This is a genomic window from Pseudidiomarina atlantica (genome assembly GCF_000753735.1).
Taxonomy (GTDB): Bacteria; Pseudomonadota; Gammaproteobacteria; order Enterobacterales; family Alteromonadaceae; genus Pseudidiomarina; species Pseudidiomarina atlantica.
The window spans coordinates 16,682-31,413 of record NZ_JPIN01000001.1; the positions used below are offsets into that span (position 1 = coordinate 16,682).

Annotated in this window: 14 protein-coding genes; 8 read left to right on the plus strand and 6 right to left on the minus strand. The window is 50.4% G+C overall.

What is annotated here, in order from left to right; genetic code table 11:
• The first annotated feature begins 16 nt into the window (after window positions 1-16).
• From prmB to IDAT_RS00115, 4 genes are read left to right on the plus strand one after another with little or no spacing between them, the layout of a single operon-like run.
• Window positions 17-919, plus strand: coding sequence for a 50S ribosomal protein L3 N(5)-glutamine methyltransferase (prmB, locus tag IDAT_RS00100; protein WP_051986471.1), 903 nt, complete (start codon window positions 17-19; stop codon window positions 917-919).
• A gap of 8 nt (window positions 920-927) precedes the next feature.
• Window positions 928-2,022 carry a chorismate synthase gene (gene aroC / locus IDAT_RS00105; protein ID WP_034728954.1) on the plus strand — a complete coding sequence of 365 codons (1,095 nt, stop codon included), beginning with the start codon at window positions 928-930 and terminating at the stop codon, window positions 2,020-2,022.
• Window positions 2,009-2,545 (plus strand): elongation factor P hydroxylase, encoded by a 537-nt coding sequence (locus IDAT_RS00110; protein ID WP_034728957.1) that lies wholly within the window; start codon window positions 2,009-2,011, stop codon window positions 2,543-2,545. The genes aroC and IDAT_RS00110 overlap by 14 nt, the downstream gene beginning before the upstream one ends.
• Window positions 2,521-3,663 carry an ATP-NAD kinase family protein gene (locus tag IDAT_RS00115; RefSeq protein ID WP_034728960.1) on the plus strand — a complete coding sequence of 381 codons (1,143 nt, stop codon included), beginning with the start codon at window positions 2,521-2,523 and terminating at the stop codon, window positions 3,661-3,663. Before IDAT_RS00110 ends, IDAT_RS00115 begins: the two co-directional genes overlap by 25 nt.
• A gap of 8 nt (window positions 3,664-3,671) precedes the next feature.
• On the opposite strand, the gene IDAT_RS00120 is transcribed toward IDAT_RS00115, so the two are convergent.
• Window positions 3,672-3,992: a 2Fe-2S iron-sulfur cluster-binding protein gene (locus IDAT_RS00120; RefSeq protein WP_034728963.1), complete on the minus strand. Its 321-nt coding sequence runs from the start codon at window positions 3,990-3,992 to the stop codon at window positions 3,672-3,674.
• A gap of 121 nt (window positions 3,993-4,113) precedes the next feature.
• Here IDAT_RS00120 and IDAT_RS00125 point away from each other — a divergent pair, with 121 nt between their 5' ends.
• Complete coding sequence (locus IDAT_RS00125; protein ID WP_034728966.1) at window positions 4,114-5,415, plus strand: NCS2 family permease; 1,302 nt, start codon at window positions 4,114-4,116, stop codon at window positions 5,413-5,415.
• 6 nt (window positions 5,416-5,421) lie between these two features.
• Window positions 5,422-5,907 carry a xanthine phosphoribosyltransferase gene (gene gpt, locus IDAT_RS00130; RefSeq protein ID WP_034728969.1) on the plus strand — a complete coding sequence of 162 codons (486 nt, stop codon included), beginning with the start codon at window positions 5,422-5,424 and terminating at the stop codon, window positions 5,905-5,907.
• A 103-nt stretch (window positions 5,908-6,010) separates the two neighbouring features.
• On the opposite strand, the gene IDAT_RS00135 is transcribed toward gpt, so the two are convergent.
• Together IDAT_RS00135 and tsaA are read right to left on the minus strand one after the other, a co-directional pair.
• Complete coding sequence (locus IDAT_RS00135; protein ID WP_034728972.1) at window positions 6,011-7,729, minus strand: proline--tRNA ligase; 1,719 nt, start codon at window positions 7,727-7,729, stop codon at window positions 6,011-6,013.
• Between the two features lie 65 nt (window positions 7,730-7,794).
• On the minus strand, window positions 7,795-8,502 hold the full coding sequence (gene tsaA / locus IDAT_RS00140; protein ID WP_034728976.1) for a tRNA (N6-threonylcarbamoyladenosine(37)-N6)-methyltransferase TrmO: 708 nt from the start codon (window positions 8,500-8,502) through the stop codon (window positions 7,795-7,797).
• Between the two features lie 226 nt (window positions 8,503-8,728).
• On the opposite strand from tsaA, the gene IDAT_RS00145 reads away from it, so the two are divergent.
• Together IDAT_RS00145 and IDAT_RS00150 are read left to right on the plus strand one after the other, a co-directional pair.
• Window positions 8,729-9,373 carry a hypothetical protein gene (locus IDAT_RS00145; RefSeq protein WP_034728979.1) on the plus strand — a complete coding sequence of 215 codons (645 nt, stop codon included), beginning with the start codon at window positions 8,729-8,731 and terminating at the stop codon, window positions 9,371-9,373.
• 125 nt (window positions 9,374-9,498) lie between these two features.
• Window positions 9,499-10,266: an SDR family NAD(P)-dependent oxidoreductase gene (locus IDAT_RS00150; protein WP_034728981.1), complete on the plus strand. Its 768-nt coding sequence runs from the start codon at window positions 9,499-9,501 to the stop codon at window positions 10,264-10,266.
• Window positions 10,267-10,314: 48 nt separating this feature from the next.
• Here the strand turns inward: IDAT_RS00150 and IDAT_RS00155 are convergent, their stop codons facing one another.
• The 3 genes from IDAT_RS00155 to IDAT_RS00165 all read right to left on the minus strand — a co-directional run bounded on the left by IDAT_RS00155 (window position 10,315) and on the right by IDAT_RS00165 (window position 14,730).
• Window positions 10,315-10,719: an H-NS family histone-like protein gene (locus IDAT_RS00155; protein WP_034728985.1), complete on the minus strand. Its 405-nt coding sequence runs from the start codon at window positions 10,717-10,719 to the stop codon at window positions 10,315-10,317.
• Window positions 10,720-10,839: 120 nt separating this feature from the next.
• Complete coding sequence (locus tag IDAT_RS00160; RefSeq protein ID WP_034728987.1) at window positions 10,840-12,483, minus strand: electron transfer flavoprotein-ubiquinone oxidoreductase; 1,644 nt, start codon at window positions 12,481-12,483, stop codon at window positions 10,840-10,842.
• 9 nt (window positions 12,484-12,492) lie between these two features.
• Entirely contained in the window at window positions 12,493-14,730 is a 2,238-nt protein-coding gene (locus IDAT_RS00165) for a putative bifunctional diguanylate cyclase/phosphodiesterase (protein ID WP_034728989.1), read from the minus strand.
• Window positions 14,731-14,732: the final 2 nt, after the last annotated feature.

A 14,732-nucleotide genomic window follows, 5' to 3' on the forward strand; every position in this document is an offset into this window, starting at 1 on the left:
GATTACGGAGAACCTTGTGGCAGCACCCACTCATGAACTTACCAGCGTGTTGGATTATTGGCGCTGGGGCGTAAGCCAGTTGCAGCAGGCCGAGGTGTTTTTTGGACATGGCACAGATAACGCCGATACCGAAACGCAGGTGTTGCTGGCACACGTATTGCACCTGGAACTGCCGCAATTAGAAGTATTTAGCGATGCTACGTTGACGTTAGCCGAGCGCGAAGCCTTTCTCGCTTTGCTCAAACAACGCATCGAGGCGCGTACACCAGCGGCTTATTTGACCGGCGAAGCATGGTTTGCGGGACTGCCATTTAAAGTTGATGAGCGGGTTTTGGTACCGCGTTCACCTATTGCTGAACTTATTGAGCAGCAGTTTGCGCCGTGGCTAAACCACGAACCGCAGCACATTCTCGATTTGTGTACCGGTAGCGGCTGTATTGCTATCGCTTGTGCTTATGCATTCCCAGAGGCTGAAGTCGATGCGCTCGATTTATCGACCGATGCACTGGCCGTGGCCGAACAAAATATTGCGATGCATCACCTCGAGCATCGCGTGTTCCCGATGGAATCCGATCTGTTTAATGCAGTGTCGGGACAACGCTATGATTTGATTGTGACCAACCCACCGTACGTCGATGCCGAAGACATGGCTGATTTACCAGCCGAATTTCATCATGAACCGGAGCTGGGTCTCGCGGCGGGCGATGATGGTTTGGATTTAGTGCGGACTATTTTACGCGAAGCTGCCGACCATTTAACCGAGCAGGGGATTCTGATTTGCGAAGTTGGCAACTCCATGGTGCATTTGGCCGAAGCTTATCCTGAGGTGCCATTTACGTGGTTGTCTTTCGCTCGTGGCGGTGATGGCGTATTCTTACTGACACGACAAGAACTGATTGAACATCAAGATAAATTCTAGGAAAGCAGATGGCAGGTAACAGTTTCGGCGAGGTTTTTCGTGTCACCACCTTTGGTGAGAGTCATGGCCCTGCGTTAGGGGCGATTATTGATGGCTGTCCACCGGGCCTCGAATTGTCTGAGGCCGACCTGCAACGTGACCTCGATCGGCGTAAACCTGGACAAAGTCGCTATACCACCGCGCGGCGTGAGCCTGATCAGGTCAAGATCCTCTCTGGCGTGTTCGAAGGGGTGACTACGGGAACATCGATTGGCTTGCTGATCGAAAATACCGATCAACGTAGTAAAGACTACTCAACTATTAAAGACCTGTTTCGCCCCGGACATGCTGATTATACCTACCATCACAAATATGGCGTGCGCGATTATCGTGGCGGTGGTCGCTCTTCAGCTCGTGAAACGGCGTTGCGGGTGGCGGCGGGTGCCATTGCGAAAAAGCTTCTGCAACAACAATTTGGTTGTGAATTTTACGCTGGAGTTATGCAAATCGGTCCGCATTGCATTGACCGTGATGACGCCGCCTTCGATTGGGCGCAGACCCATGAAAATCCGCTATTTATGCCACATGCAGACATCGCTGAAGCCACCGGCGAGTATTTACGTGATCTATTGAAGCAGGGCGATTCCATTGGTGCGCGGGTGCGGCTTGAGGTCACCGGTGTGCCGGTTGGACTTGGTGAACCGGTGTTTGATCGCTTCGATGCCGACTTAGCTAAAGCGCTAATGAGCATCAATGCCGTGAAAGCTGTTAGCGTGGGTGATGGTTTTGCCGTCGCGGCGCAGCGCGGCAGCGAACATCGTGACGAGATCACCCCAGACGGTTTTGTCTCAAATCACGCCGGTGGTGTTTTAGGTGGTATCACCAGCGGCCAAACAGTCATTGCCGAAGTCGCTTTCAAGCCAACTTCGAGTATCACCCGTGAAGGTCGCACCATTGATGTGCATGGCCAACCGCAGACCGTGGTCACTCGTGGTCGCCATGACCCTTGTGTCGGGATTCGCGGCGTGCCGATTGTCGAAGCTATGGCTGCTTTGACGATTGTTGACCATTGGTTGCGCCAACGCGCGCAAAACGCAGACGTATGGAAGTATGGAAAAAGCTGATTACCGTTGCTTGATTGAGCTGTTCGAGAACTGTTTTTACGCTGATTATCAGACCCGGCTCGTAGCTGGCGATGATGAACCTCTCTATCAGCCGGGCACCGCTGGCGCTGACCATCAAGTGATTTTCGCACACGGATTTTTTGCCTCTGCCTTGCATGAAATTGCCCACTGGTGCATTGCCGGCGCTGCACGGCGGCAACAAGTCGATTATGGCTATTGGTATGAGCCTGATGGTCGTGATGCCGAACAACAAGCGCAATTTGAACAATTGGAACGGAAGCCACAAGCCATTGAATGGTTGTTCTCAGCCTGTGCCGATGTGCCGTTTCAAGTCAGTGTCGATAATTTAGGCGGAATTGAGGTCGATCGCGCCGCTTTTACTGCCGCGGTGCGCGCGCAATTAGTGGCGTATTTGCGCGATGAGACTTTGCCGCCACGGGCTGAGCGTTTTGCCCGAGCGCTAGCAGCGCACTATCAGCAATCCTACAGGAGTGTAGTATGTCAGTTTTTAGCATCGGCCTAGTCGTAAACCCGTTAGCTGGTTTGGGTGGCAGCGTTGCGCTCAAAGGCAGTGATGGTGCGGATACGGCGGCTTTAGCCCAGCAGTTGGGGGCTGAGGCGAAAGCACCGCAGCGCGCCGCGACGGCGTTGTTGCAACTGGCTGACTACGCTGACCGTATCAAAATTTACACCGGAGCTGCTGGGCTTGGTGAGTTCAGCTGCGAACAAGCTGGTTTGCCGTATGAAGTGGTTTATCAGGGCGCTGCACCGACCACTGCTGCTGACACACAACAATTGGCGCGCAAGCTGGTCGATGAGCAACACGTCGATTTACTACTCTTCGCCGGTGGCGACGGCACTGCGCGCGATGTTTACGCCGTTTGTTCTGCCGAGCAACCAGTGCTTGGGATTCCCGCAGGCGTTAAAATTCACTCAGGGGTCTATGCGGTGAGTCCGCGGGCCGCCGGCAAGGTGGTCGCACAAATGGTGCGCGGTGAATTGACCTCAGTGACCCATGCTGATGTTATGGACATTGATGAAGTTGCTTTTCGCCAAGGACAAGTGCGTGCCAAACGTTACGGCGAACTGTTAGTGCCGGCGGAATTACAATACGTGCAAGCCGTTAAAATGGGCGGTCGTGAGAGTGATGAGCTGGTGTTGCATGACATCGCTGCCGAAGTGATTGAGCGCATGGAAGATGATGTGTATTACATCATGGGCTCAGGCTCGACGGTGGCTGCGGTGATGCAAGAGTTGCAGTTACCGAACACCTTGCTAGGTGTCGACGTTGTTTACAATGGTGAAGTTGTGTTGGCTGATGCGACAGCGCGCCAACTCGAACAATTGATCGTCGATGCACAGGTGCCAGCACAACTCTTGGTGACGGTGATTGGTGGACAAGGCCATTTATTCGGCCGTGGTAATCAGCAGTTGAGTCCGCGTTTATTGCGTTATTTGCTGGCGCAGCACGATGTCAATGGACTCTGCGCTGTGGCGACCAAGCGCAAGTTACAACAACTCAATGGTAAGCCACTTTTGGTGGATACCGGTGATACTGAACTCGATGATGCCCTAAGTGGCGTCATTCGAGTGATCACCGGTTATCACGATGAAGTATTCTTACAAATAGCGGCGCCGTAATCGCGTTGTTAGTACTGCGAACGTGGTAAATGAACGGTAATACCGTCGAGTGCTTCGGTCATTTCAATCTGACAGCTCAAACGGCTGTTCTCTTGCGGGTCGACCGCCATATCGAGCATGTCTTCTTCTCGCTCTGACGCGGGCGGGATTTTATCTTGCCACTCTTTGGCGACATAGCAGTGACAGGTTGCGCACGACATGACGCCACCGCACTCGCCGAGAATACCGTCGATCATGTTGTCTACGGCACCTTCCATTAAATTTTGACCGACTGGAACATCAGCCTCAAACTCGCCGCCATTGGCGTCGATATAAATAACTCTTGGCATTGATTTACCTCAACTAGATGTTTGCTCGACGGTCATTTTAGCACAGCAAATGCCGCCATTTGGGCGCTTTTTTGTGTATAATTCGCGTCTTTTACGATGCGCTAGCTGAATGAGGGGTGGCATGCAGGGCTGGTTAGAAAAGCTATTTAAGATTCAAGCGCAGGGCAGCACCGTGCGCGGCGAAATCGTCGGGGGTGTAACGACGTTTTTGACCATGGCTTACATCATTTTCGTTAACCCTGCGATTCTTGCGGAAGCCGGAATGGATCAAGGCGCCGTGTTTGTCGCTACCTGCTTAGCGGCAGCCATTGGTTGCTTAATTATGGGGCTGTGGGCCAATTATCCATTGGCACTGGCACCCGGTATGGGCTTGAACGCATTTTTTACCTATAGTGTTGTGCTGGGTATGGGCTACACCTGGCAAACGGCGTTAGGTGCGGTGTTTTTCTCTGGCGTGTTGTTCTTTTTACTGTCGGCGTTGCGCGTGCGTTCGTGGATCATTAATAGTATTCCACCCACCTTACGGCTGGCGATTGCCGCCGGCATTGGTGCTTTTTTAGCGCTGATTGGCTTGAGTAATGCCAACATTATCGTCGCCCATGACGCCACCTTAGTATCGCTCGGTGATTTATCACAACTGTCGGTGTTGCTAGCAGGCCTTGGCTTCTTCTTGATTATTGGCTTGGTGGCGCGCCAAGTGCATGGCGCAGCGCTGATCAGTATTTTGCTAATTACCTTTTTGGGCTGGTTATTTGGCGATGTGACCTACATCGGCATTGTCGCAGCGCCACCGAGCTTGGCCCCAACTTTTATGCAGCTTGATATTGCCGGCGCTTTTGACGTGGCGATGTTAAGCGTGATTTTCGCGTTTCTCTTCGTCGACTTGTTTGATACATCGGGTACCTTAATGGCGGTTGCACAACGCGCCGGCATGACCGATGCGAATGGACGCCTACCGCGGCTTGAGCGTGCTTTGATGGCGGACAGCACCGCCTCGGTGGCAGGCTCGATGTTGGGGACCTCGACCACCACGAGCTATATCGAATCGGCGGCAGGTGTTGCCTCAGGCGGAAAAACGGGCATGGCGGCCGTAGTGGTTGGTTTACTATTTATTTTGGCGATTTTCTTTGCGCCGCTGGCCGCGATGGTGCCTGCCTACGCAACCGCTGGCGCGATTATTTACGTATCTGTGTTAATGTTGTTTACCTTACGCTCGGTGGATTGGGATGACATTACCGAAGCGGCGCCAGTGGCAGTAGTGCTGCTGATGACGCCGCTCACTTATTCGATTGCCGATGGCATTGCACTAGGTTTTATTAGCTTTGTCGTGATCAAAGCACTCGGTGGTCGCTATAAAGAATTGAATTGGAGTGTCGCGGTGCTCGCGGCACTGTTTGTCGCAAAATTTATTTGGTTGGAGTAACGCATCATGGGATGGCATGAAAATCGCGAATTTTTCGTATCTTGGGAAGAACTACATCGCGCCACGAAGGAACTCGCACGACGTCAATTGCCAGCGGAGCAATGGCAGGGCGTAATCGCGGTCAGTCGCGGCGGCTTGGTGCCGGCAGCCATTGTGGCACGTGAGTTGAATCTGCGAGTGGTGGAGAGCGTCTGTGTGAGCTCGTATGACCACGACAGCCAGCGCGACAGCGTCACCTTGTTGAAAGACGTAAGCTGCACTGAAGATGGCGAAGGCTTTTTGGTGATTGATGATCTGGTAGATACCGGCAATACCCTGAAATTCTTGCGTAAGCGTTTACCAAAGGCGAAGTTTATTACGGTGTATGCGAAGCCGGCGGGGATGGATTTAGTGGACGACTTTGTCGCAGATTTAGAGCAAGAAACGTGGATTCATTTTCCGTGGGATATGCACTTGCATTACGTCGAGCCACTTGCTGGCCAAGAGAGTTAGGCATTAGCTATTTGCTATTGGCTGTTCGCTGTTTGCAGGTCTCAAAGAGCGAACAACCAAAAGCTCGGCTGTTCGCTGTTTGAAGTTCTCGAAGAGCGAATAGCTAACAGCCAACAACGCCTTTTTCTTTAAGGGTTGTTAGAACGTCAGCAATGGCGATTTTAGTTTTCTCACCGCTGCGACGGTTTTTATATTCGACGGCTTGTTCGTCGAGATTGCGCTCGCCGATGACGATTTGATGCGGCACACCGATAAGCTCCATATCCGCAAACATGACGCCAGGGCGTTCTTTGCGATCATCAAATAACACATCGATACCAGCAGCTTTGAGCTCCTTGTAAAGATGCTCAGCGGTTTCCTGTACGCGTACTGACTTGTGCATGTTCATGGGTACGATGGCGACTTGGAAAGGCGCTAAAGCTTCTGGCCAAGTGATGCCATACTCATCATGGTTTTGCTCAATAGCTGACGCCACAATGCGCGAGACACCGATACCGTAACAGCCCATCATCAAGGTCTCGTGCTTGCCTGATTCCGTGAGTACACCCACTTTCATTGCATCAGAGTATTTTTTTCCGAGCTGGAAAATGTGACCAACTTCGATGCCGCGCTTGATTTGTAGCGTGCCATTGCCACAAGGGCTTGGGTCACCTTCAACCACATTGCGCAAATCCGCGACCATCGGCAGTGCGACATCGCGTTCCCAATTGATATTGAAGTAGTGATAGCCGTCTTCGTTGGCACCGGCGCCAAAGTCGGCCATGACTGCAACACTGCGGTCGATGATGAGATCGATTGGCAGATCGACAGGACCTAATGAGCCTGGACCGGCACCAATGACTTGGCGAATTTCTTCTTCACTGGCGAACACCAGTGGGCTTGCGACTTGCTCAAGTTTTGCCGCTTTGATTTCGTTCAGCGTGTGATCGCCGCGTACCATGAGCGCTACCAGTTTGCCTTCTTCACTGCCGTGAACGATAAGGGTTTTGACGGTTTGCATGATCGGCAATTTAAATTGCTCAACCAGCGCGTCGATGGTTTTCGCATTTGGTGTCGCGACTTTTTCCATGGCTGCTTTAGCGGCAGGGCGTTGCTGGGCTGGGGCAACAGCTTCAGCTAGCTCAACGTTGGCGGCGTAGTCTGAGCTGTCTGAAAACGCGATATCGTCTTCGCCAGATGAGGCCAACACATGGAATTCATGTGATGAACTACCGCCTATCGAACCGGTATCGGCAATCACTGGGCGGAAATCAAGACCAAGGCGCTCGAAGATACGACAATAAGCGGCATGCATGGCGTCGTAGGTTTCTTGCAAGCTGGCTTGATCCAAATGGAAGGAGTAAGCGTCTTTCATGATGAACTCACGAGCGCGCATCACGCCAAAACGCGGACGAATTTCGTCGCGGAATTTGGTTTGGATTTGGAACAGATTTAGCGGTAATTGCTTGTAGCTGTTCACTTCTTTGCGCACTAGCTCAGAGATCACCTCTTCGTGGGTCGGGCCTAATACGAAATCACGTTGGTTGCGATCTTTGAGGCGCAGCAGCTCAGGGCCATAGTCTTCCCAACGGCCTGATTCTTCCCATAAATCGGCGGGTTGTACCATTGGCATCAGTACTTCGAGAGCACCGGCGCGTTCCATTTCTTCGCGCACCACTGTTTCAACCTTACGTAAGACGCGCAACCCAGTGGGCGTCCACGTGTACAAACCGGCTGCAACTTTACGGATCATGCCGGCGCGCAACATGAGTTGATGACTGATGACTTCGGCGTCAGCAGGCGTTTCTTTCAAAGTGCCCAAAAGATAATGGCTGGTACGCATGGTATCCCTTCTATTCTTATGCGGTTCAATCGATTGACCAGAATTCTATCAGTAGCGAGCCTTGGTCAAAAGACTTTCGTGATGTTTATCACTAGGTTTTGCTGTTCTTGCACCTGCCATTGAATGTTAAGGTCGTACAATTGCATCCCATACACGCGTTCGCTGGGTTGTTGGCGTTGGTAGGCCGGTCGGGGATCTTGCGCCAGTACTTGCTCGATGAGCTGCTGCAGTTGCGGGTAATCAACGGTATAACGCTGAAGTTGCTGTATAGCGGTGGTGCTAAACTGTGTAGTGAGCTGCGCGTTCGGCGCCTGCTGGGCGTACCCAGCCTGAGCATGGGGGAGAGCATCGGCATAGGGAACATAAGGTTTGATGTCGAACACGGGCGTGCCATCGACCCAATCCCCGCCGATGACGTAGATTTGGGTCCCGTTGTTGCCGTACTCAATGCGCTCTAGTTGCACCACCGATAAACCTAAACCATTGGGACGAAAAGTGGAGCGTGTGGCAAACACGCCGAGCTTGTCGTTGCCACCGAGTCGCGGTGGGCGTACCAGCGGCTGCCAGCCTTGGGTGAGATTTTCATGAAATGCGAACACTACCCACACATGGCTAAATTGCTCCAGCCCCCGCGTGGTATCTGGCCGGGCAAAGTCGCCGTGCAACTCAATACAGCAGCGCGCCGCCGCCACCAAGCCTGGCTGCCGCGGCACCGCAAACTTCTCTTTATAAGGACTGCGAACGTAGCCAATCGCCTCAATGTTGTGCTGCATCTGTCTCCGAACTCGCGCAATTTAGGACTCTATTCATTATTTAGCGGATTTCATCACATTTTTGTCAGTTTCGCGAACTTTTAACCCCAGAAAGGGCTGCCCTTTGTTTCGGGTTTTTGCGGTGGAGGGCTGGCTGTGGGGTTGGCAAAGTTGGCACGGTGTGTGCATTACTCTAGATGTGAATGAACAATTGAGTGTCTAACAACAAAAATGTGGGAGCTTTATCATGACACGGCAACAATCAGTGTGGTTTTCAGCGATCTTTTTAATTGCGATGGTAACAGCAGTGAGCGTGCCATTTGCGAGTGTGGCGAATGCACAAGAGCGTAAGTTCGAAGCAAGCTACACGGCGAGTAGTGCAACCGAGCTTAGCGTGGAATCAGGTGTGGGTAGTGTTGAGCTGATCCGCTACAGTGGTGACACCATTGAAGTGGAAATGGTCGCCGAAGAGGCGGAAACCTCGTTCTTTAGCGATGCCAATTTAGATGCGGTTGAGTTGCGTGCCGAGCAAAACGGCAATCGCCTTGACTTGGTTGTTCCAGAGCAAGACAACGTCAAGCTGACTTGGCGCATAAAAATGCCACAAGTCGCAAGTGTGACGATTGACCTAGGTATAGGTGAAGTGATTGGTGAAATGGACGCTGCTGATTTGGATGTCGATATCGGCATTGGTGAATTAGATGTGATTCTTGTTGGTGAAGTTGCCGACGTGAAAGCTGATGTAGGCATTGGTGATGTCAATATTGAAGGCGCTATGAAGCAGCAAAAAGAGCGCGCGTTTATCAGTGCTTCAGGTAATGCTGAGGGACGTGGCCAAGCGCGCGTCAATGTCGATGTAGGCATTGGTGAAGCGAATATCACGATTCAGTAAAGCTTACTCTCTCAACCAACTTTTGTGACGAAAGTTGTTTTAAAAGCCCTACACTATGTAGGGCTTTTGCTTTTTAGCGGAAAATGACCTATTCCTGTAGGTAGTTATTTATCAGGAGGTTAGAAATGGCTCGATTACAAAACAAAGTTGCGCTGATCACTGGTGCAGGTGCCGGCATAGGTAAAGTTATCGCTGAGATGTTCGTGCAAGAAGGAGCGAAAGTGGTATTAGTTGATTGGCACGAAGCAGAATTAGCCGAAGTCGATGCGGCGTTGCCAGCTGATCAAAGTACTTATTACGTCGCAGACGTTAGTGTTCCTGAACAAGTACAAGCTTATGTAGATCATGCGGTTAAAACCTTTGGGCGCATTGACATTTTTGTGAATAATGCTGCGATTGAAGGGCAAATGATGCCGATAATCGAGCAAACATTGGAGAATTTTGACCGCGTGCAAGCGATTAATGTGCGTGGCGCCTTTGTTGGTTTGCAAGCGGTTATGCGAGTAATGCAACAACAGGGCGGGGGCAGCATCATCAACATGTCGTCAGTGGCAGGTCTCGCGGGCAGCGCACTAGCAGCGCCTTATGTAGCGTCAAAACATGCGCTCACGGGCCTCACCAAATGTGCAGCCCTAGAAGGCGCGGCAGACAAGATCCGCGTCAATTCGGTGCATCCGTCACCGGTAAATACGCGAATGATGCGTTCGATCGAAGAAATGTTTCAACCGGGTCATGCGGAAGATACCAAGCATCAATTAGAAACTATGATCCCACTCGGACGCTATGGTGAATCAGAAGAAATTGCCTATTTGACTTTATTTTTGGCGAGTGATGAAAGTCAGTTTATTACGGGTGCTAATTATAGGATTGATGGTGGTATGGGGGCAAAATAGAAAATAAAGAAGCCGCTCATAAAGCGGCTTCTATTTAAATAAAACACATTATTTTATCAAATACTTTTCAATTTTATCACCGCGTTCTAAAGCATCTTTTAGTGCGTTAGGCATGCGACCTTGTCCGGTCCAAGTGATACGTTCGCCATTCTTATCAATAATGGCATATTTAGCAGGCTTCGGAGCGCGCTTACGCTTTGGCTTCACCGTAACAGGTGTACCTTCAACTAATTCGTCGACACCAATCCCAGCGTCGGCCATCGCTTTCTTCAGTTCAGCGATCTTGCGCTGTTTCTCAGCTTCTAACTTTTGTAATTCCGCTTCTTCTTCACGGCGGTCACTAATTACTTTCTCTAATTTTTTCTGAACTTCTTCTAGTTCAGAAACAGATAATTCCTTTACTGCGGCTTTTAGACGGCGTCCATGTGTCAGGATATCTAAAAAGTCACTCATAATTTAATGATTCCAATTTTTAATGTGAGAGTTCGCATTTAATAAAAATAAAAAGCGAACAGCAAGCTTATTTTGCTGTCCGCTTTATCTTACAAGCAATTATTAAGATGTAAATTTAATTTACATATTTGGGTAATTTGGACCACCTGTTCCTTCTGGTGTTACCCAAGTTATATTTTGACTTGGGTCTTTAATGTCACAGGTTTTACAGTGAATACAGTTTTGTGCATTAATTTTGAATACCGCTTGTCCAGCTTCTTCAACTACCTCATAAACACCAGCAGGACAGTATCGTTGCGCGGGCTCCGCATATTCCGGCAAATTGACTTGTAGCGGAATGTCGGCGTCCTTGAGTTGCAAGTGGCACGGCTGGTCTTCTTCATGGTTCGTATTTGATAAATACACTGAAGAAAGTCGGTCAAACGTAATTTTATTGTCTGGCTTAGGGTACTCAATCGGTTGAAAATCAGTAGCTTTACCGGTGCAGCGATAATCTGGCGTTTCATCCTTGAAGGTAAAGGGTAGTTTTCCGCCAAACCAATTTTGGTCCACAGTGTTGTAGGCGCCCCCAACCCAAGTGCCAAACTTATGGATGACCGGGCCGAAATTACGCGAACGGTAAAGCTCATCGTACAGCCAGGATTGTTTGAAGCGTTCCGCATAATCGGTTAACTCAGCAGCGGGTGTTTCCGCAGCCAATGCAGCGATAATACTTTCGGCCGCAAGCAGGCCGGACTTCATTGCTGTGTGGTTACCTTTTATTTTGGCAAAGTTCAGGGTGCCGGCGTTACAGCCAACGAGAATGCCACCAGGCATGGTCATTTTGGGCAACGAATAAAAACCACCTTTGGCGATGGCTCGCGCGCCGTAAGTAACTCGTTTAGCGTTCGCCAAAGTCTTAGCAATTTCAGGGTGTGTTTTAAAGCGTTGAAACTCTTGGAACGGATTTAAATAGGGATTTGCGTAATTCAGATCGACGATCAATCCCACGTATACTTGACCATCTTCAGCATGATACAAATAGCCACCACCGGTCGCATTTTTAGCCAGCGGCCAACCTGTAGAGTGGACCACCAAGCCTGGTTGATGCTGTTCCGCAGGAACATCCCAAATTTCTTTAAAGCCAATTGCATAATGTTGCGGTGAGGCATCATCAGCTAGATCAAACTCGGCCTGCAAGCGCTTGCCTAAATGGCCGCGGCAGCCCTCGGCAAAAACTGTGTATTTGGCGCGCAGTTCCATACCTGGTTCGAAGCTATCTTTTTGTTCTCCGTCAGCGCTGATACCCATATCACCGGTAATCACCCCGGCCACACGACCCTCTTCAATGATGACGTCAGCAGCAGGGAAACCGGGGAAAATCTCCACACCCAGTTGCTCGGCTTGTGCTGCTAACCAGCGGCAGAGGTTGCCCATACTAGTGATGTAATTGCCTTTGTTATGAAAGGTTTTTGGCACCATAAAGTTCGGCAGACGACGCGCTGACTTTTCATCATTGAATAAAAATATATGGTCTTCAGTCACAGGCGTATTTAATGGCGCTCCGCGCTCTTTCCAGTCAGGAAAGAGTTCATCAAGCGCACGTGTCTCAAATACTGCGCCGGAGAGGATATGTGCACCCACTTCTGAGCCTTTCTCAACCACACAAATCATGAGTTCTTGTTGCTGTTCTTGCGCGAGCTGAGCTAGGCGGCAGGCTGTTGCAAGTCCAGCTGGACCTGCACCGACGATAACGACGTCAAATTCCATACTTTCGCGTTGCATTATGAACTCCTATAACGCTGCGGGGCGTTCAATGTGCCCCTTAATTGGCTGTGACAATTTTTCGCTGAGTAGCGCGGCTGGAAGTGCCGGTAATAAGTAATTTCCTTGCGCCATATAACAATCGCGCTGCAGCAAAAAGTCAATTTGAGGTTGCTGTTCTACCGCCACCGCAACCACTTCGATACGGAGGTTTTTCGCGGTCCGTAAAATCCCTTCTACCAACTCGGTTGCAATGGTCTGCACCGGCACATCGCGCATTAAACTGGGCGCAATTTTGATAGTGTAGGGCGAACATACTTTAATTGCCGTAATTAAGGCACTGGTCATGCCGGTCAATTGCACCGCAACCCGCAGGCCTAGTTTTTTAAATTGCTCAACGCTGCTGCGATGATTATTGCACAACTGCAAGTAGACGTCTTCACTGAGCTCTACTTGCAAGGCATCGGCGGGTAGCGATGAGCGCTTCAGATGATGCGCAATCAATTCGGGCAACTCAGGCATGGTGAGCTGTCGCAATGATAAGTTCACTGTGGTGAGAAGCTTGTCATTACCGAGATTTCGCCACTCTGCCGCCTGCTTACAGGCATGTTTAATCACAAACTCAGTCATTGAAAAAACCAGACCAGTTTGCTCCATTAGGTCGAGAAATTGTAAGGGTTCGACCAGTTGTTCACCGTGCCGCCAGCGTAACAAAGCCTCGACCCCAACGGCACGATGCGTGCGCACATTGACGATGGGTTGATAATACAGGATCAAATCACGCTGCTCTAAAGCGATGCGCAACAACGCAAGGGTTTCGCGCCGCGTCGATAGTTCTAGTGCCTGTTCCGGACGATAGCTGGCAACGCCAAAATAGCCCTGTTGTTTCGCATGAAACAAAGCCGTATCGGCGTAATGCAATAGGGTTTCCGCATCGTAATCAGCATCACTGGCGTAGGCAATCCCAAATGACGCCGAGCAATAGATCTCTTGTTGGTCGATAAACAACTGTGGGCGAATACTTTCAGTCAATTGTTGGATGATCGCCTGCTCATTATGCTGCGAACTGGTCACTTCGTATGCCAGCACAAAGGTATCAATTCCGGTGCGCGCTAGCTGCGTGCGCTGTGGCAGTATCTTCTTAATGCGCAACGCGAGGCGTTTCATCATTTCATCGGCGACCGCGTGGCCTAAGGCATGATTGAGTTCACGAAAACTGTCAACAGCAATCACCATGATCAGCATGTCGTGATGACGCGCTTGGCAATTCGGTAGTTGTTCACTTAAATGGGCAACTAAGCCGTTGCGGTTTGGCAGTTCGGTTTGTGGATCGTGATCAGCCAAAAACATTAGTTTTGCTTCTGATGCATTATGTTGCTTCAATTGCTTACGGGATTGTTTAAGTTGCTGCTGTTGTTGTAAGAGTCTGTGGCGTAAATTAGCCGCACGCCAGCCTAGAAATAGGGCTCCTAACGTGAGAGCCAAACCACCAAACAATACCAATTGGCCGCTTGCTGAGTGCATATCCTTGAGGCGTTCGGCGGTCGGCCATAGACTCAATTGCCATTCGTTGGCGGCGAAGCGTAACGGGCGATCAATCGCCCACTCATCGCGCATCGCGTCACTCCCGGCAAAGCGATAAATAGATTGTTGTTCGGCGGTGATTTCGACCTGATAGCCTTCAATTATTTCCGTCCGTACCAGAGCATCAAATAATCGACTAATGTCGACCACGAGCACGAGGTAACGCGAAGCATTGGCACCTTCAGCAGATGCTAGGTGCGCCGCAATCACAATGTCTTCGCCGGCTGCCGAAAACTGTTGTGCCGGTGCCGATAAGGCATGTGCACTGTTACTCTGGTGCTGTAGTTTGCTGGCAATCAGCGTATCAGCAAATGCCGAATCGAGTAGTGGCATTTGTTGGCTATTACTGCGATTGTAGACCGGCACAAAATTGCTATCTAACAGCAGTAAGCGTTGCAATGAGGGATAATAAAGAAACAACGCAGTGCTTTCTTCATCCAGTTGTTGCTGCCGAGTACTTTCATCATCAGCAAGATTGCGTGCGGTCCATTCCGTGGCGAATGAGTAATTGAGCATCAACTGGCGAAATTGGTTTTCTAGCAAGCGCGTATCATCGCTTAACCGTTGTTGAATTGCTTTGGCTTCAGATTGCAACACAAGATGCTGTGCCAGCAAGGTTAGCACCACACCGACACAAGCAATCAGGCTCAGATTGCGAAAATGCAGCCAAAACTTTTGTTTCATTT

Bases quoted from the DNA above. Each gene is read 5' to 3' on its own strand.
- IDAT_RS00125 (WP_034728966.1), top strand. From the start codon at position 4,114: ATGCAGGGCTGGTTAGAAAAGCTATTTAAGATTCAAGCGCAGGGCAGC.
- IDAT_RS00145 (WP_034728979.1), top strand. From the start codon at position 8,729: ATGACACGGCAACAATCAGTGTGGTTTTCAGCGATCTTTTTAATTGCG.
- IDAT_RS00120 (WP_034728963.1), bottom strand. From the start codon at position 3,992: ATGCCAAGAGTTATTTATATCGACGCCAATGGCGGCGAGTTTGAGGCT.
- IDAT_RS00135 (WP_034728972.1), bottom strand. From the start codon at position 7,729: ATGCGTACCAGCCATTATCTTTTGGGCACTTTGAAAGAAACGCCTGCT.
- tsaA (WP_034728976.1), bottom strand. From the start codon at position 8,502: ATGCAGCACAACATTGAGGCGATTGGCTACGTTCGCAGTCCTTATAAA.
- gpt (WP_034728969.1), top strand. From the start codon at position 5,422: ATGGGATGGCATGAAAATCGCGAATTTTTCGTATCTTGGGAAGAACTA.
- IDAT_RS00160 (WP_034728987.1), bottom strand. From the start codon at position 12,483: ATGCAACGCGAAAGTATGGAATTTGACGTCGTTATCGTCGGTGCAGGT.
- IDAT_RS00150 (WP_034728981.1), top strand. From the start codon at position 9,499: ATGGCTCGATTACAAAACAAAGTTGCGCTGATCACTGGTGCAGGTGCC.
- IDAT_RS00155 (WP_034728985.1), bottom strand. From the start codon at position 10,719: ATGAGTGACTTTTTAGATATCCTGACACATGGACGCCGTCTAAAAGCC.
- IDAT_RS00115 (WP_034728960.1), top strand. From the start codon at position 2,521: ATGTCAGTTTTTAGCATCGGCCTAGTCGTAAACCCGTTAGCTGGTTTG.
- aroC (WP_034728954.1), top strand. From the start codon at position 928: ATGGCAGGTAACAGTTTCGGCGAGGTTTTTCGTGTCACCACCTTTGGT.
- IDAT_RS00110 (WP_034728957.1), top strand. From the start codon at position 2,009: ATGGAAAAAGCTGATTACCGTTGCTTGATTGAGCTGTTCGAGAACTGT.
- IDAT_RS00165 (WP_034728989.1), bottom strand. From the start codon at position 14,730: ATGAAACAAAAGTTTTGGCTGCATTTTCGCAATCTGAGCCTGATTGCT.